We start from the raw sequence: 26,002 nt of genomic DNA on the forward strand, positions 1-26,002 counted from the left end.
GCCCGCCATGTCAGCCGCCGGCCCTCGCAGCGAAACGAAGAGCGGGCCGCTCTTCGCGTGGCTCTGGCGGGGCTATCTGCGCCGTCATGCCTGGTGGCTGCTGCTTGCCCTGGCGATCATGGCGCTCGAGGGCAGCACGCTCGGGTTCTTCAGCCTGATGGTCCAGCCGATGTTCGACGAAGTGCTCGTCGGCGGTGATACCGGGGCGCTCTGGCGCGTGGGCTTCATCATCTGCGGCATCTTCGTTCTTCGGGGCCTCGCGGCGATGGCACACAAGGTGCTGCTCACGCGGATCGCTCAGAACACAGCCGCAGAACTGCGCGCCGACCTGCTCGGCCACCTCATGCGGCTCGACAGCCGGTTTCACCAGGGCCGCAGCCCGGGCGAGCTGATCGAGCGGTGTCAGGGTGACGTCGCCGCGATCAACGCGGTCTGGGCGACGATCATCACCGGCGTGGGCCGCGACCTCGTAGCGCTGATCTGGCTCTTCGGCGTGGCGATCTCCATCGACTGGCGCTGGACGGCGGTGACGCTGATCGCGGCGCCGCTGCTCGTGTTCCCCTCCTACCTCGTGCAGACAAGGGTGCGCCGCGTCTCGCGCCGGGCGCGGGAGCTGGCGAGCCGGATGTCGACGCGACTTGACGAGGTGTTTCACGGGATCACGCCGATCAAGCTGAACCGGCTCGAGGGCTACCAGGCGCGCCGCGATGCCGCCCTCGTGCGCAAGCGCGTGGATGCGGAGGTGCATACCGCGGCCTGGCAGGCGGCCATCCCCGGGCTGCTCGACCTGATGTCGGGCCTCGGGTTCCTCGCCGTGATGCTCTACGGCGGGTCGGAGATCATCGCGGGCGAGAAGACGGTGGGCCAGTTCATGGCCTTCTTCACCGCCATCGGCCTTGCCTTCGATCCCCTGCGCCGGCTGGGCCAGCTGTCGGGGAAATGGCAGACTGCCGCGGCCTCGATCGAGCGCATTCACGCGCTCTTCGCCGAGAAGCCGACCGTGCTGTCGCCTTCGCGCCCCGAGACGCCGCCCCAAGGCGCGCCCGAGCTGCGGCTGGAAGGGGTGGGTTTTGGCTATGGCGGCGATCTGCCGGTGCTGCGGGACGTCTCGTTTGTCGCCGAGGCGGGCAAGACGACGGCTCTCGTGGGCGCCTCGGGGGCGGGCAAATCGACGATCTTTCATGTATTGACGCGGCTTGCCGATCCGCAGTCGGGGCAGGTGCTCATCGGCGGGGTGGAGGCGCGGTCGCTGTCGCTGAGCGATCTTCGCGGGCTCTTTTCCGTGGTAAGCCAGGATGCCGCTCTCTTCGATGAGACCTTGCGGGAGAACATCCTTCTGGGCCGGGACGTGCCCGAGCACCGGCTGGCGGAGGTGCTGGAGGCGGCCCATGTGGCGGATTTCCTGCCACAGCTCGATGACGGTCTCGACAGCCCGGCGGGCCCGCGCGGCTCGAACCTGTCGGGCGGGCAGCGGCAGCGTGTCGCCATCGCCCGCGCCCTGTTGCGGGACACGCCGATCCTGCTTCTCGACGAGGCCACCTCGGCGCTCGACACGAAATCCGAGCAGATCGTTCAGGAGGCGCTGGAGCGGCTGTCGAAGGGCCGCACGACGCTGGTGATCGCGCACCGGCTCTCGACCGTGCGCGCCGCCGACAAGATCGTCGTGTTGGACCGGGGCCGGGTCGACGATGAAGGTCGCCACGACGAGCTTCTTGCGCGCGGCGGTCTCTATGCCGATCTCTATCGCATGCAGTTCCGCACCGAAGACGACATTTCCCAGGCCGGGGAGGCCCGATGACAGACCGCCTCGTGATCGCCGTGAGCGGCGCCGACCGTCTGAAATTTCTGGACGGTCTGGTGACAAATGCCCTGCCCTCTCCGGGCGACGGGCTGCGCTATGCTGCCTTGCTGACACCTCAGGGCAAGTACATCGCCGATTTCTTCATGATGGCAGAGGACGAGCGGATCCTGCTCGACGCGCCGGCCGCGATCGCGCCCGCGCTTGCGCAGCGATTGGGCATGTACAAGCTGCGGGCCGACGTGACGATCGAGGACAGCGGCCTGAAGGTCTCGCGCGGCACGGGGGAGGCACCGGAGGGCGCGCTTCCCGATCCGAGGCACCCGGCGATGGGATGGCGGCTTTACGGCACGACGGAGGGCGACGACGGCAGCGACTGGGACGCGATCCGCGTCGAGGCGATGGTGCCCGAAGCGGGGGCGGAGCTGACGGGGGACAGCTATCCCCTCGAGATGGGGCTCGACAGGCTCCACGGGGTGGATTTCCGCAAGGGCTGCTATGTCGGCCAGGAGGTGACCGCGCGGATGCGGCACAAGACCGAGCTGAAGAAGGGCCTGGCCCGGCTGCGCCTGTCCGGACCGGCCACGGCGGGAGCCGAGATCCTTGCGGGGGAGAAGCCCGCTGGAACACTGCATACGGTTTCGGGGAACCGCGGCCTGGCGTGGCTGCGATACGATCGCGCCACGGGGCCGATGCTGGCCGGCGGCGTTGCGGCCGAACTCGACGCCACGCTTCTGGACGCTTGACCGAGTGTCGGGGAACCGTGTTCCCGCGTGCAGCGTTTGGTTGCGTGGCGGCAGAACAAGCCTACATGCACACAACGGAGGGACGTCAGAGCCCACAACATCAGGATCAAGCACGGCCTCGGCGCCGGGAGAGCCATGCGCTAAACGCATGGCAGGCATTCCGTAAACGAAAGCCCGAATCGAGTGCAAAAATGCATATTCCCCGGACGCCGATATCACAAGATCAAGAACAACGAAGGACGCGAGATGACCAATTTCGTTGATGGCACCGCTTTCAACAACGAGCAGGGAAACCGGGCGCGCAAGCTGTTCGCCGCGGTTGTCCTTGCCGCGCTCGACGATGCCATCGCCGACGACAAGAAGTATGGCAATGGCCCCGAGCAGATCGCCCGGTGGGCTCGGTCCCGCGACGGTCGCGAAGTGCTGACCTGCGCCGGGATCGATCCCAACGAGCGCGTCGTGAAGGGCCTGATGGATTTCGTGGCCAAGGGTGTGCGGACCTCCGTCGCCCTGTCGCGCGAGGAAAGCGAACGCCGCAACGCGGCTGAGGCGCTGGCCCGCGCGGCCGCCTGACGCTGCACGGATCCCCGACTGACGCGGCTCCCGAGAGGGGGCCGCGTTTTTCGTCTGCCACGGCGTGCGGAGGCCGGTCTTGACGCGGGCGCTGATGATCCAGGGCGCGGGCTCCAACGTGGGCAAGTCCGTTGTCGTGGCCGGTCTCTGCCGTGCGGCGCGCAGGCGTGGCTTCGACGTGGCGCCCTTCAAGCCGCAGAACATGTCGAACAACGCAGCCGTCACCGAGGACGGCGGCGAGATCGGCCGCGCGCAGGCCCTGCAGGCCCGCGCCGCCGGTCTGGCACCGCGCATCGACATGAACCCCGTGCTGCTGAAGCCCGAGACCGACACCGGCGCGCAGGTGGTGGTGCAGGGACGGCGCGAGGCGACGGTCAGGGCGCGCGACTACGGGCGGATGAAGGCCGGGCTCATGCCGCGGGTGCTGGAGAGCTTTTGCAGGCTGGCGATGGGGCGCGATCTGGTCGTCGTGGAGGGCGCGGGCAGCCCGGCGGAGGTGAACCTGCGCGCGGGCGACATCGCCAACATGGGCTTTGCCGAGGCGGCGGGAGTCCCGGTCATCCTGATCGGCGACATCGACCGGGGCGGCGTGATCGCGCAACTCGTGGGCACCCATGTGGTTCTGCCGGAAAGCGACCGCGCCCGGATCAAGGGCTTTGCCATCAACAAGTTCCGGGGCGATCCGACACTCTTTGCCGAGGGCATGACGGAGATCGCGCGGCACACCGGCTGGCGGGGCCTCGGCATCCTGCCCTGGTTCGCGGACGCCTGGAGGCTTCCGGCCGAAGATGTGATGGACCTGCGGGCGACGCCCTCGGAGGGGACGCTGAAGATCGCGGTCCCGCGGCTGAACCGGATCGCCAATTTCGACGACCTCGATCCCCTGGCCGTCGAACCCGGCGTGAAGCTCGAGATCGTCGAGGCGGGGAGGCCGCTGCCCGGGGATGCGGCGCTGGTCCTGATCCCCGGCTCTAAATCGACGATGGCCGATCTTGCCCACTTCCGCGCGCAGGGCTGGGATATCGACCTTGCCGCCCATGTGCGGCGCGGCGGGCATGTGCTGGGGCTCTGCGGCGGCTACCAGATGCTGGGGCGGCGCATTTCCGATCCCGAGGGGCTGGAGGGGTCGGAGCGCGAGTGCCGGGGCCTGGGCCTTCTGGATATCGAGACGCGGATGCAGCCCGCAAAGCGCGTCACGCTGACCGAGGCGCGGCACCGGGCGACGGGCCTGCCGGTGTCAGGCTACGAGATTCACCTGGGCGCCACGTCCGGGCCCGATTGCGCCCGCGCGTGGCTGGAGGTGGAGGGCCGGCCCGAGGGGGCGGCCTCGGCGGACGGGCGGGTGATGGGCTGCTACCTGCACGGGCTCTTTGCCGCCGACGGGTTCCGCAGGGCCTTTCTGGACATGCTGGGGCTGAGGGCCGACTCCCGCGACTACGAGGCCGGGGTGGAGGCGACGCTCGATGCGCTTGCCGATCACCTCGAGCGGCATCTCGATCTCGATGCGCTTTTCGCGCTGGCGGAGCCTTTGGCGTAAGGCCGCGCTACTCTTCGTAACCGGCCGCGCGGTCCCGGGCGATGGCCTCGGCGGGGCGTTCCTCTGGTGGGCCGTATCCGCCCCCACCCGGCAGGAGCAGGCGCAGGCGCGCGCCGCGCGGCACCTGCTGGCGTCCCTTGGGGGAGAGCGGCGTGCCGTCGGCCAGCATGACCGCGCCCGGCGCGCCGTCCGCGCCGCCCTCCCGCCCGCGGGCGGGGTGGTCGACCCTGTCGAACATCGCATTGATCCAGAGGTCATGGCCGTCCCGCGCGGCGATCTCGATCACCTGGCCGAGGCCGCCGCGGGTCCTGCCCGCGCCGCCCGAGCCGGGGCGCAGCTCCTTCTTCCAGACGGTGATCGGGCCGACATGTTCCGTCGCCTCCACGCTCATGGTCGACACGCCCGAGGGGAAGGCCGTGGCGGAGAGACCGTCGCTGCCGGGACGCGCGCCCGTCCCCCCCGAGTTGAACATCAGGATCTCGGCGGCGGGCGCGCCATCGGGCGTGCGGACCGAGAGCTGGATGTTCCAGAGCGCCGAGGCGCCCTCGGCGGGCACCCGTCCGGGCAGGGCCCCATGGAGCGCGCCGAGGACCACGTCGGGGACGAGATGGCCCATGACATGGCGCACCGAGACCGGGGCGGGAGGCTCTGCGGCGAGGATGGAACCCGAGGGGGCCCTCACACGGAAGGGCGCGAGGGAGCCTGCGTTGTTCGGCACCTCCGGCGCGATGGCGCATTTCAGGGCATAGGCGGCATAGGCGCGGGTATACACCTCGGGGCAATTCACGCCCCGCGCGCTGGCGGGCGAGGTTCCGGCGAAATCGGCGAGGATTTCGTCTTCGGCCACGGTCAGTGTGACGGCCATGCGCACCGGCGCCTCCGCCCCGTCGACCCACATCTCATTGGCAAAGGCGCCGGGAGGGACATCGGCGATGGCCGCGCGGGTGGCGGCGGCGCTGCGCTCGAGGATGAAGTCGGAGAGGGCCGCGAGGTCATCGGTGGCGAATTCGTCGAGCATTGCCATCAGCCGCCGCTCCCCCGCCGCGTTGCTGGCGGCGAGGGAGAACATGTCGCCCACTGTCTGATCTGGGGTGCGGACGTTTGTGCGGACGATGTCGAGCAAAAGGCGGGACACCTCGCCCGCATCGGCGAAACGGCAGACGGGAAGGCGCAGGCCTTCCTCGAAGACATCCCGCCCGTCGGGGCCGAAGCCGCGCCCGCCGATGTCGACGACATGGGCGGTAGAGGCGAAATAGCCGATCAGCCGTCCACGTCGGAACACCGGGGTGACCATGGTCACGTCATGCAGGTGGCCGGTGCCCATCCAGGGATCGTTGGTGATGTAGACATCGCCGGGCCGCATCGTCGCCGTCCCGATGATCCGGGCGAAGTGACCGACACTCTCGGCCATGGCGTTGACGTGGCCCGGCGTGCCGGTGACAGCCTGGGCGATCATGCGCGCCTCCGCGTCGAAGAGCCCGGCGGAAAGGTCGCCCGCCTCGCGGACGGAGGTGGAGAAGGCGGTACGGATGAGGGTCTGGGCCTGTTCCTCGACCACGGCGATCAGACGGTCCCACATGATCTGCAGGTCGATGGAGCGGGTCATGGCCGGGCCTCCTTGCGGATCAGCAGCAGGCTACCGCAGGGCTGGCCCACGGCGCGGAAGCCCGCGCTGACGATGGTGGTGGTCTCGTCCTCGACGATGGCGGCGGGGCCGTCGATCGCCCTGCCGGGGCAGAGGGCGCTGCGCGGCAGGACGGCGGCCTGCTCCATCTCCCGGACGGCGGCCTCCCAGATCGGGCGGTGGCCGGCGGGGGGCGGTTCGTTGTGACCCGTCCTGTCGGTGGCCACGGGCGGGGGCGGCGGCGCCGGGGTGGCGACGGTGAGCGCCCAGTTGGTGACCTCGACCGCGAGCCCGTCGATGCTGCGTCCGAAGAGCCCGCGATAGGCGGTCTCGAACGCCGCGCGCAGGGCCGGGCCGTCATCCGGGCCGAGGCGGACATCCGGGAGTGGCACGGGGATTTCCCAGCCCTGCCCGTGGTAGCGCATGAAGGCCACGAGGCGGGCCTCTGCCGGGGTCCCCCCGGCCACCTCGGCGACGAAGGTCCGCGCCTCGGTCTCGAGTTCCGCGAGAGCCGCGTTCACGAGGGCGGCGTCGAGCGCCTCGAGCCGCTGGAAGAGCGCGCGAGCGGCCTCGAAACTGACGGGCGCGCGCAGAAAGCCGATGGCCGAGCCGACACCGGCACCGGGCGGCACCAGGGCCGCGTGGATGCCCAGCTTTTCGCAAAGGCGGCAGGCATGGAGCGGTGCGCCGCCGCCAAAGGCGATCATCACGGTTTCCTCGATGTCGCGGCCGTTCTCGACCGCGTGAACCCGGGCCGCGTTGGCCATAGTCTCGTCCACCGTCTCGGTCACGCCGTGCGCCGCATGGGTCACGGGCAGGTCGAGCGCGGCAGCAAGGGGGGCGAGCGCCGCCTCGGCCCTCTCGGGCAGAAGCGGTATGGCGCCCCCGGCGAAGGCCGCGGGGTCGATCCGGCCCAAGAGAAGGTTGGCGTCGGTCACGGCTGGTTCGGTTCCGCCGCGCCCGTAGCAGGCGGGACCGGGTTCCGACCCGGCGGAGCGCGGGCCGACGCGGATGCGGCGCATGGCATCGACCGAGGCAAGGGAGCCGCCGCCCGCACCGATCTCGACCATCTCCACGACGGGCGTCTGGATCAGCATTCCCGAGCCTTTTTTGAAGCGGTAGCTGCGGGCGACCTCGAAGGTGGCGGCGGTCTTGGGACGGCCCTCGTCGATCAGGCAGATCTTCGCGGTGGTCCCGCCCATGTCGAAGGAGAGCGCCCGCGCGATGCCATGGGCGGCCGCATGGCCGGCGGCGAAGACGGCGCCTCCGGCGGGGCCCGATTCCAGGAGGCGAACGGGCACGGCGCGGGCGGTCTCCACCGACATGAGCCCGCCACCCGAATGCATGAGGACAAGAGGCGCGATGATGCCCGCCGCGCGCAGGCGCTCGGCGAGGCGACCGAGATAGGCCTCCACCCGGGGGCGGACATAGGCATTGGCGCAGACGGTGTTGAACCGCGGCAGTTCCCGCATCTGGGGCGAGACCACGGAGGAGAGCGAGACGGGAAGGTCCGGTGCAAGAGCGGCGAAGACCTCGGCGACGAGGCGTTCGTGAGCGTCGCTCGCATAGGCGTGGAGGAACCCTACCGCGACGCTCTCGTAACCTGCCTCGATGATCCGCCGGGCGACTGCCTCCGCCTCGGCGCGGTCGAGGGGCAGGAGGACCGTGCCGTCCGGCGCAAGCCGTTCAGGCAGGGTGTAGCGGTCTTCGCGCGGCACCAGCGGCGACGGAAGTTCGAGGTTGAGGTCATATTGCTCGAAGCGGTTCTCCGAGCGCATCTCGATCACGTCACGAAAGCCCTCGGTGGTGACGAAGGCGGTTCGCGCGCCGCGGCGCTCGATCAGCGCGTTGGTCACAAGTGTGGTGCCGTGGATGACCTGGGCGATGTCGGAAAGGCCGAGGCCCGCCGCCTCCGCCGCCCGCGCGAGCCCGTCGAGCACTGCGGCCTCTGGGGCGGCGTAGTCGGTCAGAACCTTTGCGGTGACAAGGCCGCCCGGCGTTTCCAGCGCCACGTCGGTGAAGGTGCCGCCGATATCCACCCCCGCCCTGACCGCCGCCATGCCGCTTCTCCCCAACGCGTTCCGATGCGACCCTTGCACCGGGCGCGGGGGCCGTCAAACTGCCGCGGCGAGAGGAGTTCCCATGAGACGACTGACAAAGAGCGCCGCGCAGCTTGTGGCCGAGGCTCGCGCGCGGATCGACGAGGTGGAGACGGCCGACCTGATCGCGCTTCTCGGCGATCCCGAGGTGGTGGTCGTGGACATCCGCGACATCCGGGAGCGCCAGCGCAGCGGCTGGATCCCGGGCAGCGTCCATGCCCCGCGCGGGATGGTCGAATTCTGGGTGGATCCCGAGAGCCCCTATTTCAAGGAGGTCTTCGGCCGCGAGGAGGCCCGTTACGTCTTTCACTGCGCCTCGGGCTGGCGATCGGCGCTGACCGTCGTGCAGTTGCAGGACATGGGGTTCCCGGCGGCACATCTGCGCGAGGGCTTCTCAACCTGGGAGGCGCAGGGCGGCCCGGTCGAATGGCCGGACGACCAAGGCAGCTGACACCTTTTCCGACAATTTCACTAGGAATGGCTTGACCGAATCTTCGGATCAGGTAGTTGAGCGTTTGTGTCGGAATAAACCGGCCGATGGAACAACATTCCGGAGAGGTGTCCATGACCCGTCCCTACTCGAGGCTGCTGACCGCGGGCGTTGCCGCGCTCGCCACGGCCCTGCCCGCCGCGCCCGTGCTCGCCCAGGAGCTCAACCTTTATTCGTCGCGGCACTACGACACCGACGAGCGGCTCTATTCGGACTTCGAGGAGCAGTACGGGATCACCGTGAACCGCATCGAGGGCAATGCCGACGAGCTGATCGCGCGGATGGAAGCCGAGGGCGAGAACTCGCCGGCGGATGTCTTCCTGACCGTCGATACCGTGCGCCTTGCCCGCGCGGCCGACCTGGGCCTGCTCCAGTCCATCGAGAGCGAGGTGCTCGAGGCGCGCATTCCTGCCTATCTGCAGGACGACGACAACCAGTGGTTCGCCTTCTCGCAGCGCGCGCGCATCCTGTTCTACGACAAGGCCCGCATCGAGAACCCGCCGCAGACCTATCAGGATCTCGCGAATCCCGAGTATGCCGGTGAGGTCTGCATCCGCTCCTCCACCAACGTCTACACCCAGAACATCACTGCGGCCCTGATCGCGCATCTCGGCCGTGACGCGGTGGCGGACTGGGCCGAGGGCGTCGTGGCCAACTTCGCCCGCTCGCCCCAGGGCGGCGACACCGACCAGCTCCGCGGCATTGCGTCGGGCGAATGCGGCGTGGCCATGTCGAACACCTATTACTATGCCCGCGCACTGCGGACGGGTGACGAGCAGATGTCTCCCGAGCAGCTCGAAAACATCGGCTGGGTGTTCCCGAACCAGAACGACATCGGCGCCCACATGAACATCTCGGGCGGCGGCGTGGCGGCCCATGCCCCGAACCGCGAGAACGCGATCCTGTTCCTCGAGTATCTCACGTCTGAGTCGGCGCAGGAGTACTTCTCCGCGGGCAATGACGAATACCCGGGCGTTCCCGGCGTGGGCCTTGCCCCCTCCGTCGCGTCGCTGGGCATCTTCCGACCCGACACCATCGCGCTCTCGGACATCGCCGACAACATCGACGCGGCGATCGAGGTCCTGAACGAGGCAGGCTGGGAATAAGGCAAAGTCCTGACCACCGGCAGGAAGGGCGCGGCCTCGGAGGCCGCGCCCTTTTTTGTTGCGCAACGCGCTGCCGCGGTGCCTCCGTCAGGACGCGCGCGGGTCCGTCGGCGGTTCGTCGAGCATCTCGGCTGCCGGGGCCGGCGTCGCCCGGGGAATGTCGGGGGAATGACGCCCGAGGGCGCGGCAGACGAGGATCACCGGCAGAAGCCCCACGGCCACGATCACCAGGGAAGGGACCGCCGCACCCGCGAGCCTCTCGTCGGCCGCCAGCCGATGCGCCTGAACGGCCAGCGTGTCGAAATTGAACGGGCGCATGATGAGGGTCGCCGGCAACTCCTTCATCACGTCGACGAACACGATGAGCAGCGCGGTCAGCAGCGTCGGCCGAAGGATGGGAAGATGCACACGCCGCACCAGCCCGGCGGTTGAAACGCCGAGCGTCCTTGCCACCGCATCGGTGTTGCGGTGCACGGTCGCAAGGCCGCCGTCATAGGTGTTCAGCGCCGCGGCGAGGAAGCGGACCATGTAGGCCATCACCAGAAGCCAGATCGACCCGGTGAACAGCAGGCCCGTATCTATTCCGAACCGCGCCTCCATCACCCGGTCGATGGCGTTGTCGAAGGCCGCGAAGGGTACGAGCAGGCCAACGGCGATGACCCCTCCAGGCACGGCATAGCCGATCCGCCCGACATGTGCCGCACCTGCCGAGAGCGCTCCGGGCGCGATGCGATGATAAAGACCGAGGGCCACAGCCGCGGTCACCGTCACCACTGCGGCGGTCCCGGCAAGCGTCACCGAGTTGCGCAGGAATCCGAGGTAGCGGTCGGAGGTCAGGTCCTGCCCCGAGCCGATCCCCATCTCGAACAGAAGCCCAACCGGAAGCAGGAAGCCGAGCACCACGGGCACGGTGCAGAGCACCACGGCGCCCCAGCGATGCCAGCCGCGCAGGTCCGTCGGGGGCGCGACCTCGAAGCGCTTGCCCGCGCCATGATGGCGCGCCGACCCGCGCTGGATCCGCTCGAGCAAGGCCAGCATGAGGGCAAAGGCCAGGAGGCAAAGCGCCAGTTGTGCCGACGCGGCGCGATCCGCCATGCCGAACCAGCTCGTGTAGATGCCCGTGGCGAAGGTCTGCACCCCGAAGTAGGAGACCGTCCCGAAATCGGCGATCGTCTCCATGATGGCCAGCAGGACACCACCGGCGATCGCGGGCCGCGCCATGGGCAGAGAGACCCTGAGGAACGCGCCCCAGGCAGACTGACCGAGCGCCCGGGCTGCGAGAAAGGCCGTCGCCGACTGCTGCAGGAATGCCGCCCGCGCCAGGAGATAGACGTAGGGATAGAGCACGAGGATCAGCATGACGGCGGCGCCTGCCGTGGATCTGACCTCTGGAAACCAGTAATCCCGCGGCCCCCAGCCCGTCGCCGCCCTCAGCGCAGACTGTACCGCGCCGGGGTGGTCGAGCAGATCCGTGTAGGCATAGCCGAGGACATAGGCGGGGAAGGCAAGAGGCAGGGCGAGCGCCACCTCGAAGAGCCGCACGCCCGGAAACCGGGTCATGGTCACGAGCCAAGCCGCCCCGGTTCCGAGCAACGCCGTGCCGAGAGCCACGAGGACCACCAGCTGAAGCGTGGTTGAGGTATAGCGCCAGAGCACGGTCTCGGCGAGGTGCCTCAGGGTGTCGGTCGTGCCGAGAGACGCGGCGATGGCCACGGCGACCATCGGCAGAAGGCAGAGGGCCGCCGCCGCGACGGCGATCGTCCGCAAGAGCACGTCCGAGCGCGCGGCGCGATGGCTGCGGACCGCTCCGGACCGCTGCTCTCCGCGCGGCGTGCCGGACCCCGGAGCAAGGCGATGGGCGGATGGCGTACTCATGGCCTCACTGCTGGTAGTACTTGTTTCCGTATCTTGCGTATGCGCCGTATTTTCCGCCGTATCCGTATCGTTTCATGCCGCGGGGGTCGATCTTGGTGAGGGCGGTTCCGGCGACGTGGAGGTTGACGGACCTCAGTTCGCGCAGGCCGTCGAGGACCTGCGGGCGAGGGGTGCGGTCCCACTGGACGCAGTAGACGATGGCGTCGCAGGTCTGGCCGATCACCCGCGCGTCGGGGACCACCAGCACCGGCGGCGTGTCGATCACGATGTAGTCGTAACGCCCGCGCAGGGTCTCCAGAAGGTCCCGGAACCGCTGCGAGGCGAAGGCGTCCGCCGCGTTCACCGCCGATTTCTCGCCCATGATCACGTCCGCCCGGATCCCCGCCTCCGCCGCCGGCACCACCGCCGCCTCGAGCGCGGCCTCCCCCGACATCAGCGACAGAAGCCCGGGACGGCCGGTCTCGGGGAAATACTGCGAGAAGGTCCGCCGCCGCACGTCGCCCTCGAGCAGAAGCACCCGCTTGCCCTCGAGACCCCCGAGATTGTGCGCCACCGCGATCGCATCCGTCGTCTTGCCCTCCCCCGGAACCGAGGAGGTGAAGGCGATCACCTGCGGCGGCGTGTCGATGTTCGACATCAGGATCGAGGTCCGGAGGTTCCGGATCGCCTCGGTCGCCGCCGCGTTCGGCTTGTCGTTCAGATAGGGCACCAGCTGCCGCCGCCGCCGGATCGGGATCACCGGGATCTGCCCGATCACCTCGAGCCCCGTCGCCGCCGAAAGCTCGTCCGAGGTCCGGAACCCGTTCCGCAGCGCCTCGCGCAGGAGCACGATCCCGCCCCCCAGCATCAGCCCCAGGATCAGGCTCAGCGCCAGCACCCGCGAGGCCCGCGGCTCCACGAGGCTGCCGCCCGTCGCCTCCGACAGCACCCGCGCATCCGCCTGCTGGATGCCCTGCTGGACGGTCGTCTCCCGCAGCCGCGTCAGGAAGGTCTCGTAGAGCGTCGAGACCGCGTCGCGCTCGCGCATCATCTGCTGCAGCCGGCCGATCTGTTCGGACTGCTCCGCGATGTCCCCGTCGAGACGCGCCGCGGTATCCTCGAGCGCCGCGAGGCTCGCCTGCGACCGCGCGAGATCCGAGCCCGCCCGCTCCGCGATCTGGTCGTAGCGCGCGAGGAACGCGCCGTCCGCCGCCAGCACCTCCGCCGCCGGCCCGCGCTCCGCCAGCCGCTCCAGCGTCGGGTCCGACGCCGCCGCCAGCAGCGCCTCGAGATCGCCCGCCGTGCGCGCCGCCTCGAGCTCCGCCACCCGCGCGGCCGCCGCCGCCGCGTCCGCCCGCGCCAGGTCGAGCCGCCCCCGCGCCTCCCGCGCTTGGGTGTTGAGCGCCGCCAGACCCTCGGGGCTCACGAAATCCGCCTCCGCCCGCAGCGCCTCGATCGCGTCCTCCCGCTCCTGCAGCTCCGCCTCGAGCTCCACCAGGCGCTCCGACAGCCAGGTCACGGCACCTTCCGTCGCCTCCAGCTTCGAGCGGACCTGGTCCTCGAGATAGACCGCCGCAAGCGTGTTCGCGATCCGCGCCGACTTCCCCGCGTTCTCGGTCACCACCCGGATCGTGAACACGTAGGTCCCCCGCAGGATCGACGGCGAGATCGCCCCGCCCAGCGCCCCGATCGCGCGGTTGCGCGCCGCCTCGGGCGTGTCCGGCCCGGGCACCGGGATCGGCCGGCCCAGCACCTGCCGCGCAAGGTTCTTCAGATCCTCCGTGGAAAACGCCGGCTCCGGCCGCAGCCGCGCGTTGAACTCGGCATCGGACGTCAGATCCAGCCGGTCCACCACCTGCCCGAGCAGCACCCGCGACTTCAGCAGTTCGAGCTCGGTCTGCATCGCCTGGCTGTCCGACGAGACCCCGGAGACCACCTCCTGCAGGTCCACCACCTGCGCCCGGTCCACCTCCAGCGCCAGCGACGTGCTGGCGGCATATCTCGGCACCGCGAGCTCGTAGACGTAATAGCCCCCGATCAGCAGCGTCAGCGCCGCGCAGAGCCCGATCAGCCATTTGCCGCGCCAGAGCGTGCGCACGAGGCCCAGAAGGTCGATCTCGTCGTCCTCGGGCACCGGCGGCGCCGCCATCTGCGGCTGCACCGGTCCCCTGGCCTGCGCCCCGTAGCGCCTGTCCGATACCTCGTTCAAGACCTGTCCCCGGTGCAGCACCCCGGATCGCCCCCGGGGTCAGTCCGGTCTTGCACGAACGCCGCCACGCTTCAAGAACGCCGCGCCCGGCGCCCGCTCACGTTCCCGCCCGCGTGAGCACCACCTTCAGCGTGCGCCACACGATCCATGCGTCCATCCGCAGGCTCGCATGCTGGATGTAGTAGAGATCCGCCGAGACCTTGCGCCGCGTCTCCCGGATGCTCGAGACATAGCCCACCTCGGTCTGCGCCAGACCCGAGATCCCCGGACGGATCATGTGACGCTGCCGGTAGCGCGGGATCGACGCCAGATAGGTCACGGCGTGGTCGTAGAAATCCGGCCGCGGCCCGATCAGGCTCATCTCGCCCGCGAGCACGTTCAGCACCTGCGGCAGCTCGTCGAGCCGCATCTTCCGCAGCACCCGCCCCAAGGGCGTGATCCGGTCCTCCTCCAGCGGATCGTCCGCCGCCCGCGTCACCGCCTCCGCGGGCCGCATCGTGCGGAACTTCAGCGCCATGAACGGCAGACATCCCCGCCCCATCCGCGGCTGGCGGAAGAACAGCGGTCCCGGGTTCCAGAACGGGTTCAGCGCCAGAAGCGCCAGCGCCACCACCCCGACCACCGGCGCAAGAACCGCCGACCCGACGATATCCGCCCCCCGACGAATGTAGGGATACGCCCGACCCGTCACGCTGCACCCGTGACGAAACCCCCGAAACGAAGACGACGAAACAACAGAAAAATCGTCCCGAAAAGACGCATCAATATAAGACATGAAAAACCCCCGGGGGCACAAAACCCCTTGTCGTGGTGCCCTGACGACGGTCAGGCGACGAGTGCTCTCTTAATCAGACGACTCTAACGTTTTGTTAACAATATCTTCAGAAAGTTACCAAGGGAAAAGCGGCAGCCGGGGAACCGGGTGCGCCGATTGGCACTCCGACCGCCTGATGCCGGAAAAGGAGGCACCTCTTCGATGACCTTCGCCGAAAAGGGCGTGCCATCGGCCGCCGGACCCGGCGGTGATTCCCTGCGCGGCGCGATCTGCGAGTGCACGACGATCCGGCCGAGGACGGAGCCGATCAAGGCCGTGGTTCTCTTCGGAACGGGCGTCGCCGTCATCGCGAACGTGCCGATTCCCGCCGGCGCCGGACTTCGACTGCTCGATCTGGTCTGCCTCATGGCCGCGGCCGGAGTGGTGGCGCGACTGCTGACCTGTCGCGTCGCTCCCCTCGTGCTCTGGGCCTTGGTCCTTGCCGGCGCACTCCTCCCGGCCGTTCTGACCGGGCTCATGTCCGGCGACCTTGCCCATGCGGTCTCCGCGCTGCGGCTGGTTCTGTCGATTCTCTGCGGATTGATGCTGGCGGACATGACACGGAACGGAGGCGCACCGGCCTTCTGCGCCGGGGCGGCAGTCGGAGGCCTTGCCGTTGCCGCCCTTGCCCTTGCACAGCTTTACTCGGCCGCTCCCTTGCTCGATGCCCTCAGTCCGCCAGACACCGTCCTGTGGTGGTATGGAGACCGCTTGCGGGCCACGGGCATCTGGAGCCATCCGAACGAGCTTGGACAGGTGCAGGCGCTCGGCGTGACCTATGCGCTCTGTCTGGCTCTGGCTCTCCGACATTCGGGAGGACAGCTCTGCGCCGTCGCCATGGCCTTCGGCATCGTGGGGCTGACCTTTGCGGCGACTCAGACGCGGGCGTTTCTGGCGGTCTCGGCCGTCCTGACACTGCTGGCCCTGGCGCGACTTGCGGCCTCCAGCGGGACCGGCGGACGGCTGGCCATCGCGGGACTGGCCGTCTCCGCCTCCTGCGCGGTGGCCGTGGCCTTCGGCGAAAGGTTCTCCGAGGTGACGGCAGGGGGGCAGACGCTGGGCGACAACCTCGCCGGGAGGTTCATGAGCTGGGTTGAGGCGGCCGACCTCATGGTCGCGGCGCCGTGGGGATACGGCTTCGAAGGCCGGCTCGACGCCATAGCGGAGGCCTCCGGCGCGCTCTCGGCTGCACATAACGCGTTTCTGAGCCTCGGGCTGACCTATGGCGCGCCGGTCGCCCTCGCGGCCTTCTGCGCCACGTTGTGGGTCGCGACGGCACCGGTTCTGACAGGACGGCGCTCGCCGTACGCGCTGACGGGAATCGCGCTGCTCACGCTCTTTCTGGCGGAGGACAGCCTGTTCTCCGGTTCGATGCAGGTCGCCTTGTCGCTGGCGGTCTTCAGCCTGCTTGGCGCAGTGCCGGGACGGGTCGCGACACGACGGTCTCCGGCATCGGATAGGCCTCCACGAGCCCCCTGACCTCCGGCAGGTGGCGCCAGGCCTCTCCGGCCTGTTCCGCGACATGGGCGGTATCCGTGAAGTAGAGCCGCTTGAGGCCCCGGCGCCAGGAAAGCGGCAGGCACAGCGGCACGAGACGCTCGAGGTGCCGCTTCGCTCCCGTAAGGTAGAGCGCGCGATCGAGGGCGGGCCGCCGCGCCGTCTGGCCGGACGCGTTTTCCATGGGCAGGCTGAGCGCACCCGAAGGGTGTTCGATGCCGAGGAAGCGGAGAAGGTCCGACAGGTTTCGATCCGGGTCCGAGACCAGGTCCTCGAACCGGTAGACGCCAAGCTGCGCCGCAGGAAACAGCGCGCGGTACCGGGCCAGCATCGGTGCGTAGTCGGTCTGCGCGAGGTACATGCGGCAGTTGGAGAACCGCGCAGCGGATCCCAGGGCGATCTCCTCGCACAGGCAGGCCTCGAGCGAGCGACGTTCGACCCCCGTGCGCCAGTCCATGAGGTAATGCGACAGTATCCGCGCGGCGGGCTCGCGCAGCAGGACGAGGATGCGGGCGTCGGGCGCATAGGCGTGGATCGCCCGGGCCGCTACCCGGGACGGCAGATAGCGCGTGCTGCATTCTCCGCGAAGCTGCGCCTTTTCGGTGCCGTCGAACAGCCGTTCGTAGTCCGCGCGGCGGGGGACAGGATGGAGATGGAGCGGCGGACGAATGTCGGCGGCAAGGTAGCGGTCCAGCCGCAGGCGGGTCTGACGGTGTTGCTCTGCCGCCGTCTCCGCGTTGATGTCGGGGCAGAAATGGCAGGGTTCCTTGATCGGGGAGAGGGCGACCCCTGGCAGCCCTGCGAGGAACCGGGCCAGAGAGGTCGTGCCCGCCTTGGCGGCGCCGATCAGGAAGAGGTTCGGCCTAGGCATGGGGGACGCCGGCAAGCATGGACGCGAGGATGGCCTCGACCCTGTCGATCGGGTCGGCGGCGGGTCCGCGGGGGTCCGCCCGCATCGGTCCATCGGCAAGTGCCGCGGTCATGGCACGGGCGAGAGCACCCGGGACATCCGGATCGTAGAGGAGGTGCGGGGGCCGTCCACGGAGGATCTCGGTATTGCCGCCCCGGTCGGAGGCGATGATCCGGAGGCCCCGGCGAAGACCTTCGGTCAGGACGAGGGCCTGCGGTTCGTGCCAGCGGGATGGCAGGACCAGGCAGTCCATGCGCCCGTAGGCGCGGTTCGGCGGGACCCGGCCGAGCCAGGTCACGTCGTCCGACAGGGCGAGCCGCGCCTCAAGCGCGGGCTCCCCCCGACCTGCAACGACCAGGTTCGCGCGGGCCTTCGGAAGCCTCTCGAACGCAGCGAGAAGGTCAGGCAGTCCTTTGACCTCGGTCAGCGCGCCCACGAAGCCGAAGGCAAAGGGTCCGGAGGTCTTGGGCGTGAAATCCGCGAGCGGGCCCCTGTCCTGGTTGTGGACGACCGACCAGGAGGCGTGCGGAAAGAGGCCCTGCTCCCGGTAGCGCCGCGCGACGAAGTCGCTGACGGCGATGACGTGACCGACAGCTCCGGCCGCGCGACGCCATGGCGCTGTCAGGAGGCGGCATCCGGCGCAGGGAGAGGCGCAATTGAGGCCCTTACGGTACATCGTCGTCCGCGGGCAGATCAGACCGTAATCGTGCAGGTGGAGGGCGAGCGGAAGGGACCGGGTGGCGCAGACGCGGAACAGCTGCGGCAGGAAGGCGCTCGCGTTGTGGGCGCAGACGACATCCGGGCGGAGACCCGCGACCAGCCGGTCGAGCGCCTCGGCCGACACCCCCCCGTGCGCGTTCCGGACATGCCAGAGCAGCTTGCGGCGTCGTGTGAGAGGAAGCGGCCCGGGACCCGGCCTCGGGCTTTGCGCGAAGGCGAGGCGATGGACCGTGAGGTTGCCGTCGCGCTGTGCGGTTCCTGTGTCGCCAAGGGAGAGCACGTCCACGGCATGACCGCGCAGGGCGAGCCCGTGGGCGATGTCGGCGCAGACCCGTTCCGCCCCGGAGCCGGGATCGGGTGCGAAGCTCTGGGAGACGAAGAGAACCCGCATCGCTCAGGCGCCCTCGGCGGGGTGCGGCTCGGCCTGCATCGTCGGCAGAACGAGGGCGGGCAGGCCTGAAACGAGATCCAGGCGGCGTCTCAGGCAGAGCCAGAGCGCCGCGTTCATCGCCCAGCATCCGGCTGCGGCGGCTGCGGCGGCCTGGACAGGGGTCGCACAGAACAGGAGGACAAGCAGAAAGCCTGCCGCGGAAAGGACGGCAATGCGACTGCGCGCGGTCTCCTGTCCGTAGAGGTTAAGCAACAGGGCCGCGGGTCCGAAGACGGCCCAACTGGCCTGGCCGAAGAGCAGGATCATCAGCACGGGCCATGCCGCAGCAAATTCCGGACCATGGAGGTCGAGGACGGCGGCCCCAAGGAGCGCCACCGCACCGATGCCGGCGCCCCCGGCAATGGCGAAGAGCAGGCTGGCCCGCCGGGTGACCCGCTGACGCTCGGCCGCGTGGGCGCAGGCGAGATCCGGCGCGAGCGCGGTGCGCGCCGCGTCGGTCAGGAAGAGACCCGGTTGGGCGACGCGCTCGGCCACGAGATAGAGGGCCGCGGCCTCGAGACCGGCGGAGACTCCGAGCGCCAGCCCTGCCCCGCGCTGCAGGACGAGAAGCGCCGCATCCCCCGGCCAGACCGCCAGCGCGACACGCGCATGGCCGAACGTGGCCGGACGAAGAGTCGAAAGCCGCAGGCCGCGCAAGGCGAGCGACTGCTGAAGAAGGGCGGCGCAGAGTGCCGCGAGATAGCAGGTCAGCGCCGTCACCGCCGTCAGAAGGCCCGCTGCGGCGAGCAATCCGCAGGCGAGGCATGGCAGGAGCGTCCGGTAGAGCGACTGACCGACGAGGGCCGGACCGAGCCGGCCCGCGGCGCGCAGCAGATCGCGATGAACCGCCATGAGGCCCGTCGCCGCGACGGAAAGCACCGTCAGCACGGCGATGTCGAACCGGGATGTCACCGGAGTCGCCACGCCAGAGGCCCAGGCGCCAAGGAGGCCGGCCCCGACCAGCCCGGAAACCGTCAGGCAGACGAGTGTCGCTTCGCCCCGGAGCCTTCGGATGTCGTCGGTAGCGCCCTGGCGCAGGCCGACCGACGCGAAACGCAGAACCACGAGATCGTATCCGGCCGCCACCAGTGGACCGGCGAGCAGCGAGAGCCCTATGGCAAGGAGCACGAGCCCCGCATCCGCCATACTGAGCGTCCGCGTCAACAACATCCCGAAAGCCAGCCAGGCAAGCATGCCCGCGATCCTGAGGGCGAGGGCCATGGAGACGGACCGGATCATCGCAGGCAGCGAGCGTTGCGGAACTGTCGGGGTCCGCGCCCGGTGCGGCGACGGGCCGTTAGCCACGGCCTCCTATCCAGCGCCGAACCTCGTCCAGCTTCGGAGCCCATGCCATGGCCACCCGCATACCCGCCCTGCCGATGACCGGAACCGAGCTCAAGATCGCTCTCGACGGTCTGCGCTCTGACCCCGTGCTGAGCTATCCCTCGCTCGAGGCGATGATCGCCGATGGCGACCTCTCCCCAGGGGATCAGTGCCTGACGCCCCGGGGCCGGTTCGGGATCGAGGGGCCGGCCGGCCCGGCAGCGAACGGCAGGACGGTGCTCGAGCTTGCGGGCATTGCCGGGCGCGCGGTCCTGGGTGTCTCGGAGCCGCTCGAGAATCCGGCGGAGTTGCTCGCCGACACCCGGCCGGCCGCATACTTCGTGACCGGCGACCAGATCCGGACACGGGACGGGTTTTCCTACAGGGTGCTCGATGCCGCAGCCCCCAATGCACATCTCGCGACCGCAGGCGGCCTGAAGCTGATGGTCGAGCCGATGCCAGGTCAGATGGGCTTTGCCGCAGCGGCCTTCGGCGTCGACGACACCGGAACCGACAGCGCTGTGGCCGAAGCCAATGCCATCGCTCTCCAGGCGGCCATCGACGCCGCTCACGCCACAGGGTTCGGACAGGTGTTCCTCGGCCGGTCCACCTACATCACGAGCCTCGCGCTGCACCCGGGTGTCGTGCTGGTGGGCGGCGCGCATACGGCGGATATCGCGGACTATTCCGCATTCGGCGGAAGTTTCGCGGCGACCGGATCCTACCTGATCCAGAAGGCCGGAACCAATGCACCGGCCATTCACCACGACTACGCCGACCATGACGGCGACGGCCTGCTCGACGGCTCGCTCGACAAGGCGCGCGCGCTGGGGCTGCGGCGGGTGACCATCACCGCCGAGGTTCCGGAAAGCTGGTCGGAGACCACCCATCCCGTGGGGCTTCGCCTCCGGAATTGCGCCTTCGTGGTGTGCGAGCAGGTCTTCGTCCAGAATTTCCGCCGCAACATCGACCTGCAGGACTGCTACGACAGCACCTTCGTCGATCTGCGCTCCGGCCCCTGCGAACGCGGACTGCGGATCGGGAATCGGGGAGACGTGGACAATTCCAACAACCTCAAGTTCCTCCATGCACGGATCGAAAGCTGGACCCGCTGCGGGATAGAGATCCTGTCCGGCGGCAACGGCGGGTTCCAGAACAACAAGATCGATTTCATCTCGCTGAAGAACGAGGGCCATCCCGGCGTCGCGGCGGACTGCGGTCTCCGGATCGACGGGAATGTCGAGGTGCGGTTTCTCGGCGGCTATACCTCGATCATCCGGAACAGCGCGCCGCCGGCGAGCTTTCGTCTGGTGGATGTGACCACCGAGGCGGCGGAGGTGGTGAACCTCCAATTCCTGAACTTCGGTCTCGACACGAACGGCTACGAGGGGACCATCGACAGCCTCGTGTCCGTGGCGCCCGGTGCGCGGGCGATCCAGGCACTGGATCTCGATTGCGCACTGAGCGTGTCGGCGGGCACCACGTTCGGGCGCGGGCTGATCGCCCTTGCGCCCGGCAACTACAAGGGCGTGGGCGTGAAGGTGCGCAGCCTCTTCAACCCCGACGGGCATCCGGTGTTCTGGGGACTGGCGAACCTGCCGACGGGGCAAAGCAGGATCAGCCTGCCCGACCAAAGCCTGTCGCGGGCACTGACCGTGAGGTCCGACAGCGATCCGGTATCCTTCTACCTTGCGCGCGCATCGACCGGCTCGACGTGGGAGTTCCGGGTCAAGGGCGACGGGTCTTTGGGCGTCTTTCTCAACAACGCCGAGGTCGCGACCTATCTGGTGAACGGCAATCTCGCCCTCGGGCAGCAGTCTCTCGCGGTGGCCACGGCGGTGGGCCTCAGGACCCAGGGGGCGGCGCCCGCGACCATCGGTGGCGGGATGACCCTTGCCGTGGCGAATGGCACGACCTGGGATCCCGCGGCGCAGGGGGCGGGACCTTACCTCGCGGTCTGGACGGGCAGCGTATGGAAGGCGGTGGCCTACACCTGATGCGGCATCGAGGTCAGGCGCCATTTGCCTCTGCCTCCGCGATGGCGGCGAGCAGCCTGTCGGCGGCGCGGGTCCAGGTGAAGCCCGCCGCGCGTGCCCTGCCCCGCGCCCGGAGATCGCGCCGGAGATCGGCATCCGTTTCGATCCGGTCCATCGCCTGCCGCCAGTCCGAAGGCCGCGACGGATCGGCATGGAGCGCGGCGCCTCCGCAGACCTCGGGCACGGCGCCCGCGGTCGTGGCGATCACGGGTGTGCCGCAGGACATCGCCTCCAGGGGGGGAAGGCCGAACCCCTCGGCAAGCGAGGGGAAAAGGAGCGCGAGGGCGTTGGCATAGAGCGCCTTGAGTTCGGGGTCGGTGACCCGGCCGAGGTGGCGGTGGCCCCCCGAATGCGGCGATGCGCCGAAGACCCGGGGCATGGCGCCGCCGGTCGTGACCAAGGGCAATGCCGCTGCTCCACGGGCGTCAGCGACGGAGGCGATCATCGCGATGTTCTTGTAGGCGGCAGCGCTGCCGACGGCGAGAAAGTAGCCGCGCGGGCGCAGACCGTGTCGGTCGAGGACGGAGTGGTCGGCGACGATGCGGTCCATGTGATCGGCGCCGTTGGGCACGACCCTAGCCTTCCCCCGAGGCACGAGGCCCGTTGCCTCTAGGCTGTGGCGACTGTGGTCCGACACGGTGAGGACGATCGCGGCCCGGCGTGACAGACGGGGCTGGAGAGACAGATAAAGCGCGCGGAAGGCGCGGCTGTAGCTGCCCGGCACCGTCGCCACATGGGCATCGTGCAGCATGACGACCTGCCGGACGCCGAAAAGCGGCCCGGTGTTGCACAGGTTGAGGCACCAGCGTCCGCCTGCAAGGCCCGGAAGGCTTATCTGCTCCCATGCATGGCCCCGAAGAGGTCCGCGCGAGATCGCAGGACCCAGGAGTTGCCCGGACCGCTCGCCGAGGGCTTCGCGCGGGAGGGCCATGGTCAGGCGAATATCCGGCCGCGCCGCGAGGGCCCGTGCAAGTTCGGCCGCGACGCGGTCCACACCCGTGCCGGGACGTGTCAGGAACCTGCCGTTCAGCACCAGCTCGCGCGGAGGCACGTCGTGGGCCGGGGCCCTGCCCCTGACCCTGTCAACCGGTGCGCACAGCGCCGCAGTATTCCCGTCAGCCGCCATGGCGTCAGGGTTAACGCGCCTTTGCCTAACAAACCGTTACCAGGGCCGGCCCGCCGGCCGGCGACAGGTCACGCGGTCTCGAGGTGCTGATCCGGCTCCTTGGCCCCGGTCATGTAGGCCACGGCATCGGACATGTTGTGGGACTTGGGGTCGATCACGCAGAGTCGGCTGCCGAGGCGGTGGACATGGATTCGGTCCGCCACCTCGAAGACGTGGGGCATGTTGTGACTGATCAGGATGATCGGGATCCCCCGCGATCGCACGTCCTGGATGAGGTCGAGCACCTTGCGACTTTCCTTGACGCCCAATGCGGCGGTCGGCTCGTCGAGGATGATGACCTTCGAGCCGAAGGCCGCGGCGCGCGCCACAGCGACTCCCTGTCGCTGCCCACCCGAGAGCGTCTCGACCGCCTGATTGATGTTCTGGATCGTCATGAGGCCGAGATCGTTCAGCTTGTCCCGGGCAAGGCGCTCCATCTCCTTGCGGTCGAGCTGTTTCAGCAGCTTGCCGCGCCAGCCGGGTTTGCGGATTTCGCGGCCCATGAACATGTTGTCCGCGATCGAGAGCGCCGGCGACATGGCAAGGGTCTGGTAGACCGTCTCGATCCCGTGCCGCCGGGCCTCGATGGGCGACGGCAGCTGGATCGGCTTGCCTTCGAGCCAGATCTCGCCCGCGTCCGGCTGGATCGCGCCGGAGAGCGCCTTGATCAGCGTCGACTTCCCCGCGCCGTTGTCTCCGATCACGGCGAGAACCTCGCCGGGGTAGAGATCGAAATCGCAGCGGTTGAGGGCGACGACCTTGCCGTAGCGCTTGACGAGGTTGCGCGCCTTGAGGATGGGCTCCGTGCTCATGCCGTCACCTTTCTGATCCACTGGTCCACCGCCACGGCGCCGATGATGAGCGCGCCAATGAGGAGGTAGGTCCATTGCGCGTTGGCCCCGGCCATCCGCAGGCCCAGCTCGAACACGCCCACGATCAGCGCGCCGAAGAAGGCGCCCCAGATCGAGCCGCGCCCGCCAAAGAGGGAGATGCCGCCGATCACCACGGCGGTGATCGACTGGATGTTGCCCACCACGCCGGTGGATGCCGAGGGCGAGACCGAGCCGAAGCGGCCGATCATGATCCAGCCCGCGATGCCGCAGATGAAGCCCGCGAGCATGTAGACAGACATGATCGTCCGATGACGGTTCACCCCCGCCAGTTCCGCCGCCTCGGGATCGTCGCCGACGGCATAGACATGGCGCCCCCAGGCGGTGGAGCGGAGCATGTACGCCAGCACGATGACCATCACGACCATGGTCACGACGCCCATGGTGATGATCGCGCCGCCAAGCTCGAACCGGATGCCCATGAACTGCAGCAGCGCCGCCTCGTCGCGGATGTCCTGACTTCGGATCGTTTCGTTCTGCGAGTAGAGATAGTTGGCCGCGAGCACGATCTGCCACATGCCCAGCGTCACGATGAAAGGCGGAAGCTTCACCTTGCTGACGAGCCAGCCGCTTATCGCACCGATGCCGGTGCCGATGGCCAGGCCCGCCGCCACCGCGACCGCAGGCGGCAAGCCGTAGCGGAAGGTGAACTGGCCCATGATGACCGAGCTGAACACCGCCATGGCGCCGACGGAGAGGTCGATGCCCGCGGTCAGGATGATGAGCGATTGCGCAAGCGCGAGGATGCCCACGATCTGCACCTGCTGCAGGATCAGCGTCAGCGTTCCGGGTGAGAAGAAGCGTTCGCCCAGCACGATGGCGAAGATGCCGATGGCGACCATCAGCACGATCAGCGGCACCAGCGCCGGCGTCGCGTGCAGGGCATGGTGGAAGCGGCCGAAGAGCCCCTTTTCCTCGTCGTCGAATGTCGCGACGTCGCTCGATGCGCCTTTCGAGGCGCTTTCGTAGTCGGATGCGCTCATGGTCTCTCCTCCCGCGGGGCGGCTGGCCCCGGGCGTGAACGGTCGGGGGCGGACAAGCGCCCGCCCCCGCCGGTTTCGGTCAGTCTAGCGGGGGCATCAGCCCCAGCAAAGCGCCAGGCCTTCCTCAACGGAGATCGACTCCACGCCATCGGCGGGCTGGTCGGTCACCAGTGCCACGCCCGTGTCGAAGAACTCCTTGCCCTCGGTGGGCTCGGGCAGCGTGCCGTCGGCGGCGAACTGGGCGATCGCCTCGATGCCGAGTGCCGCCATGAGCAGCGGGTACTGCTGGCTGGTGGCGCCGATGACGCCCTCGGACACGTTCTGCACGCCGGGGCAGCCGCCGTCGACGGAGACGATCATGACGTCGTCCTGTCGCCCGATGGCGGAGAGCGCCTCATAGGCGCCGGCCGCTGCGGGTTCGTTGATCGTGTAGACGACGTTGATGTCGGGATCGATGGCGAGGCAGTTCTCCATCGCCCTGCGGCCGCCTTCCTCGTTGCCGGCGGTAACCTCGTTGCAGATGATCCGCTCGTCCGTCTCGTCGCCCCACATGGACGGATCGACCACGTCGATGCCGAAGCCGGTCAGGAAGCCCTGGTCGCGCAGCACGCCCACGGAGGGCTGGCTGATGGCGAGGTCGAGCATGGCGATCTTTGCGTTGGCCGCCTCGTCGCCCAGCGTGGCCGCGGCCCACTGGCCGATCAGTTCGCCGGCGAGGAAGTTGTCGGTGGCGAAGGTCATGTCCGCCGCGTCGGCGGGCTGAAGCGGCGTGTCGAGCGCTATGACCAGAATGCCCGCGTCCCGTGCCTGTTGCACCGGATCGACGATCGCTGCCGTGTCGGAGGCGGTGATCAGGATGCCGTTGGCACCGTTGGCGATGCAGGCCTCGATGGCCTGGACCTGGCTTTCATGGTCGCCGTCGACTTGACCGGCATAGGTGTTGAGCTCGATGCCCAGCTCCTCGGCCTTCGCCTGGGCGCCTTCGCGCATCTTGACGAAGAAGGGGTTGGTCTCGGTCTTGGTGATCAGGCAGGCGGAGACATCGCCATCCTGCGCGAAGGCTGCGGTGCCCGCCGTCGACGCAAGCGCGATCGCGCTGCCCATGAGCAGTTTCTTCATTGTGTATCCTCCCTTGGCGTGACCCCGCTCCTCTGCCGGGCCCGCTTGTCCCGCCTCTCATGGCGGATACCCGGATGAA

At 69.0% G+C, this 26,002-nt stretch carries 20 protein-coding genes; 8 read left to right on the forward strand and 12 right to left on the reverse strand.

The genetic code is table 11. The features are described 5' to 3' along the window. The first annotated feature begins 7 nt into the window (after nt 1-7). The 4 genes from EAT49_RS17345 (at nt 8) to EAT49_RS17360 (ending at nt 4,654) form a co-directional block, all read left to right on the forward strand. On the forward strand, nt 8-1,798 hold the full coding sequence (locus tag EAT49_RS17345) for an ABC transporter ATP-binding protein (protein WP_123643570.1): 1,791 nt from the start codon (nt 8-10) through the stop codon (nt 1,796-1,798). Further along, nucleotides 1,795-2,544, forward strand: coding sequence for a CAF17-like 4Fe-4S cluster assembly/insertion protein YgfZ (ygfZ, locus tag EAT49_RS17350; RefSeq protein ID WP_123643571.1), 750 nt, complete (start codon nt 1,795-1,797; stop codon nt 2,542-2,544). Before EAT49_RS17345 ends, ygfZ begins: the two co-directional genes overlap by 4 nt. Nucleotides 2,545-2,790: 246 nt before the next feature. Beyond that, nucleotides 2,791-3,117, forward strand: a complete 327-nt coding sequence (locus EAT49_RS17355; RefSeq protein ID WP_123643572.1) for a DUF6280 family protein — start codon at nt 2,791-2,793, stop codon at nt 3,115-3,117. A gap of 79 nt (nt 3,118-3,196) precedes the next feature. After that, on the forward strand, nt 3,197-4,654 hold the full coding sequence (locus EAT49_RS17360) for a cobyric acid synthase (RefSeq protein ID WP_123643573.1): 1,458 nt from the start codon (nt 3,197-3,199) through the stop codon (nt 4,652-4,654). 7 nt (nt 4,655-4,661) lie between these two features. Here EAT49_RS17360 and EAT49_RS17365 read toward each other — a convergent pair whose 3' ends face one another. Further along, nucleotides 4,662-6,260 (reverse strand): hydantoinase B/oxoprolinase family protein, encoded by a 1,599-nt coding sequence (locus EAT49_RS17365; protein WP_123643574.1) that lies wholly within the window; start codon nt 6,258-6,260, stop codon nt 4,662-4,664. Further along, on the reverse strand, nt 6,257-8,338 hold the full coding sequence (locus EAT49_RS17370; RefSeq protein ID WP_123643575.1) for a hydantoinase/oxoprolinase family protein: 2,082 nt from the start codon (nt 8,336-8,338) through the stop codon (nt 6,257-6,259). Before EAT49_RS17370 ends, EAT49_RS17365 begins: the two co-directional genes overlap by 4 nt. A gap of 82 nt (nt 8,339-8,420) precedes the next feature. On the opposite strand from EAT49_RS17370, the gene EAT49_RS17375 reads away from it, so the two are divergent. Both EAT49_RS17375 and EAT49_RS17380 read left to right on the forward strand, forming a co-directional pair. After that, nucleotides 8,421-8,828, forward strand: coding sequence for a rhodanese-like domain-containing protein (locus EAT49_RS17375; protein WP_123643576.1), 408 nt, complete (start codon nt 8,421-8,423; stop codon nt 8,826-8,828). A gap of 113 nt (nt 8,829-8,941) precedes the next feature. Beyond that, nucleotides 8,942-9,973, forward strand: a complete 1,032-nt coding sequence (locus EAT49_RS17380) for an extracellular solute-binding protein (RefSeq protein ID WP_123643577.1) — start codon at nt 8,942-8,944, stop codon at nt 9,971-9,973. A gap of 87 nt (nt 9,974-10,060) precedes the next feature. Here EAT49_RS17380 and EAT49_RS17385 read toward each other — a convergent pair whose 3' ends face one another. The 3 genes from EAT49_RS17385 to EAT49_RS17395 form a co-directional block, all read right to left on the reverse strand. Continuing rightward, nucleotides 10,061-11,848, reverse strand: a complete 1,788-nt coding sequence (locus tag EAT49_RS17385) for an ABC transporter permease (protein ID WP_123643578.1) — start codon at nt 11,846-11,848, stop codon at nt 10,061-10,063. A 4-nt stretch (nt 11,849-11,852) separates the two neighbouring features. Further along, a complete protein-coding gene (locus EAT49_RS17390; protein WP_246003896.1) occupies nt 11,853-14,036 on the reverse strand; it encodes a Wzz/FepE/Etk N-terminal domain-containing protein in 2,184 nt (727 codons plus the stop codon). A 97-nt stretch (nt 14,037-14,133) separates the two neighbouring features. Beyond that, a complete protein-coding gene (locus EAT49_RS17395; protein WP_246003897.1) occupies nt 14,134-14,727 on the reverse strand; it encodes a sugar transferase in 594 nt (197 codons plus the stop codon). A gap of 285 nt (nt 14,728-15,012) precedes the next feature. Here EAT49_RS17395 and EAT49_RS17400 point away from each other — a divergent pair, with 285 nt between their 5' ends. Further along, nucleotides 15,013-16,329, forward strand: coding sequence for an O-antigen ligase family protein (locus EAT49_RS17400; protein WP_123643580.1), 1,317 nt, complete (start codon nt 15,013-15,015; stop codon nt 16,327-16,329). Here the strand turns inward: EAT49_RS17400 and EAT49_RS17405 are convergent. Genes EAT49_RS17405 through EAT49_RS17415 form a run of 3 tightly spaced genes read right to left on the reverse strand, consistent with a single transcriptional unit; the run spans nt 16,250 to nt 19,646 of the window. Continuing rightward, a complete protein-coding gene (locus EAT49_RS17405; RefSeq protein ID WP_185020808.1) occupies nt 16,250-17,218 on the reverse strand; it encodes a sulfotransferase family protein in 969 nt (322 codons plus the stop codon). The two genes, EAT49_RS17400 and EAT49_RS17405, sit on opposite strands and share 80 nt — an antisense overlap. Further along, entirely contained in the window at nt 17,211-18,368 is a 1,158-nt protein-coding gene (locus EAT49_RS17410) for a glycosyltransferase (RefSeq protein WP_123643582.1), read from the reverse strand. Before EAT49_RS17410 ends, EAT49_RS17405 begins: the two co-directional genes overlap by 8 nt. A 3-nt stretch (nt 18,369-18,371) precedes the next feature. Further along, nucleotides 18,372-19,646, reverse strand: a complete 1,275-nt coding sequence (locus EAT49_RS17415; protein ID WP_148078749.1) for a lipopolysaccharide biosynthesis protein — start codon at nt 19,644-19,646, stop codon at nt 18,372-18,374. 113 nt (nt 19,647-19,759) lie between these two features. On the opposite strand from EAT49_RS17415, the gene EAT49_RS17420 reads away from it, so the two are divergent. Further along, a complete protein-coding gene (locus EAT49_RS17420) occupies nt 19,760-21,727 on the forward strand; it encodes a glycoside hydrolase family protein (RefSeq protein ID WP_123643584.1) in 1,968 nt (655 codons plus the stop codon). Nucleotides 21,728-21,740: 13 nt separating this feature from the next. On the opposite strand, the gene EAT49_RS17425 is transcribed toward EAT49_RS17420, so the two are convergent. The 4 genes from EAT49_RS17425 to EAT49_RS17440 all read right to left on the reverse strand — a co-directional run bounded on the left by EAT49_RS17425 (nt 21,741) and on the right by EAT49_RS17440 (nt 25,923). Next, entirely contained in the window at nt 21,741-22,817 is a 1,077-nt protein-coding gene (locus EAT49_RS17425; RefSeq protein WP_185020809.1) for a glycosyltransferase family 4 protein, read from the reverse strand. A 143-nt stretch (nt 22,818-22,960) separates the two neighbouring features. Further along, nucleotides 22,961-23,743 carry an ATP-binding cassette domain-containing protein gene (locus EAT49_RS17430; protein WP_123643586.1) on the reverse strand — a complete coding sequence of 261 codons (783 nt, stop codon included), beginning with the start codon at nt 23,741-23,743 and terminating at the stop codon, nt 22,961-22,963. Beyond that, nucleotides 23,740-24,804 (reverse strand): ABC transporter permease, encoded by a 1,065-nt coding sequence (locus EAT49_RS17435; RefSeq protein ID WP_123643587.1) that lies wholly within the window; start codon nt 24,802-24,804, stop codon nt 23,740-23,742. Before EAT49_RS17435 ends, EAT49_RS17430 begins: the two co-directional genes overlap by 4 nt. Before the next feature lie 96 nt (nt 24,805-24,900). Further along, on the reverse strand, nt 24,901-25,923 hold the full coding sequence (locus EAT49_RS17440) for a sugar ABC transporter substrate-binding protein (protein WP_123643588.1): 1,023 nt from the start codon (nt 25,921-25,923) through the stop codon (nt 24,901-24,903). Nucleotides 25,924-26,002: the final 79 nt, after the last annotated feature.

The sequence above is a fragment of the Histidinibacterium lentulum genome (assembly GCF_003789055.1).
Classification (GTDB): Bacteria; Pseudomonadota; Alphaproteobacteria; order Rhodobacterales; family Rhodobacteraceae; genus Oceanicola; species Oceanicola lentulus.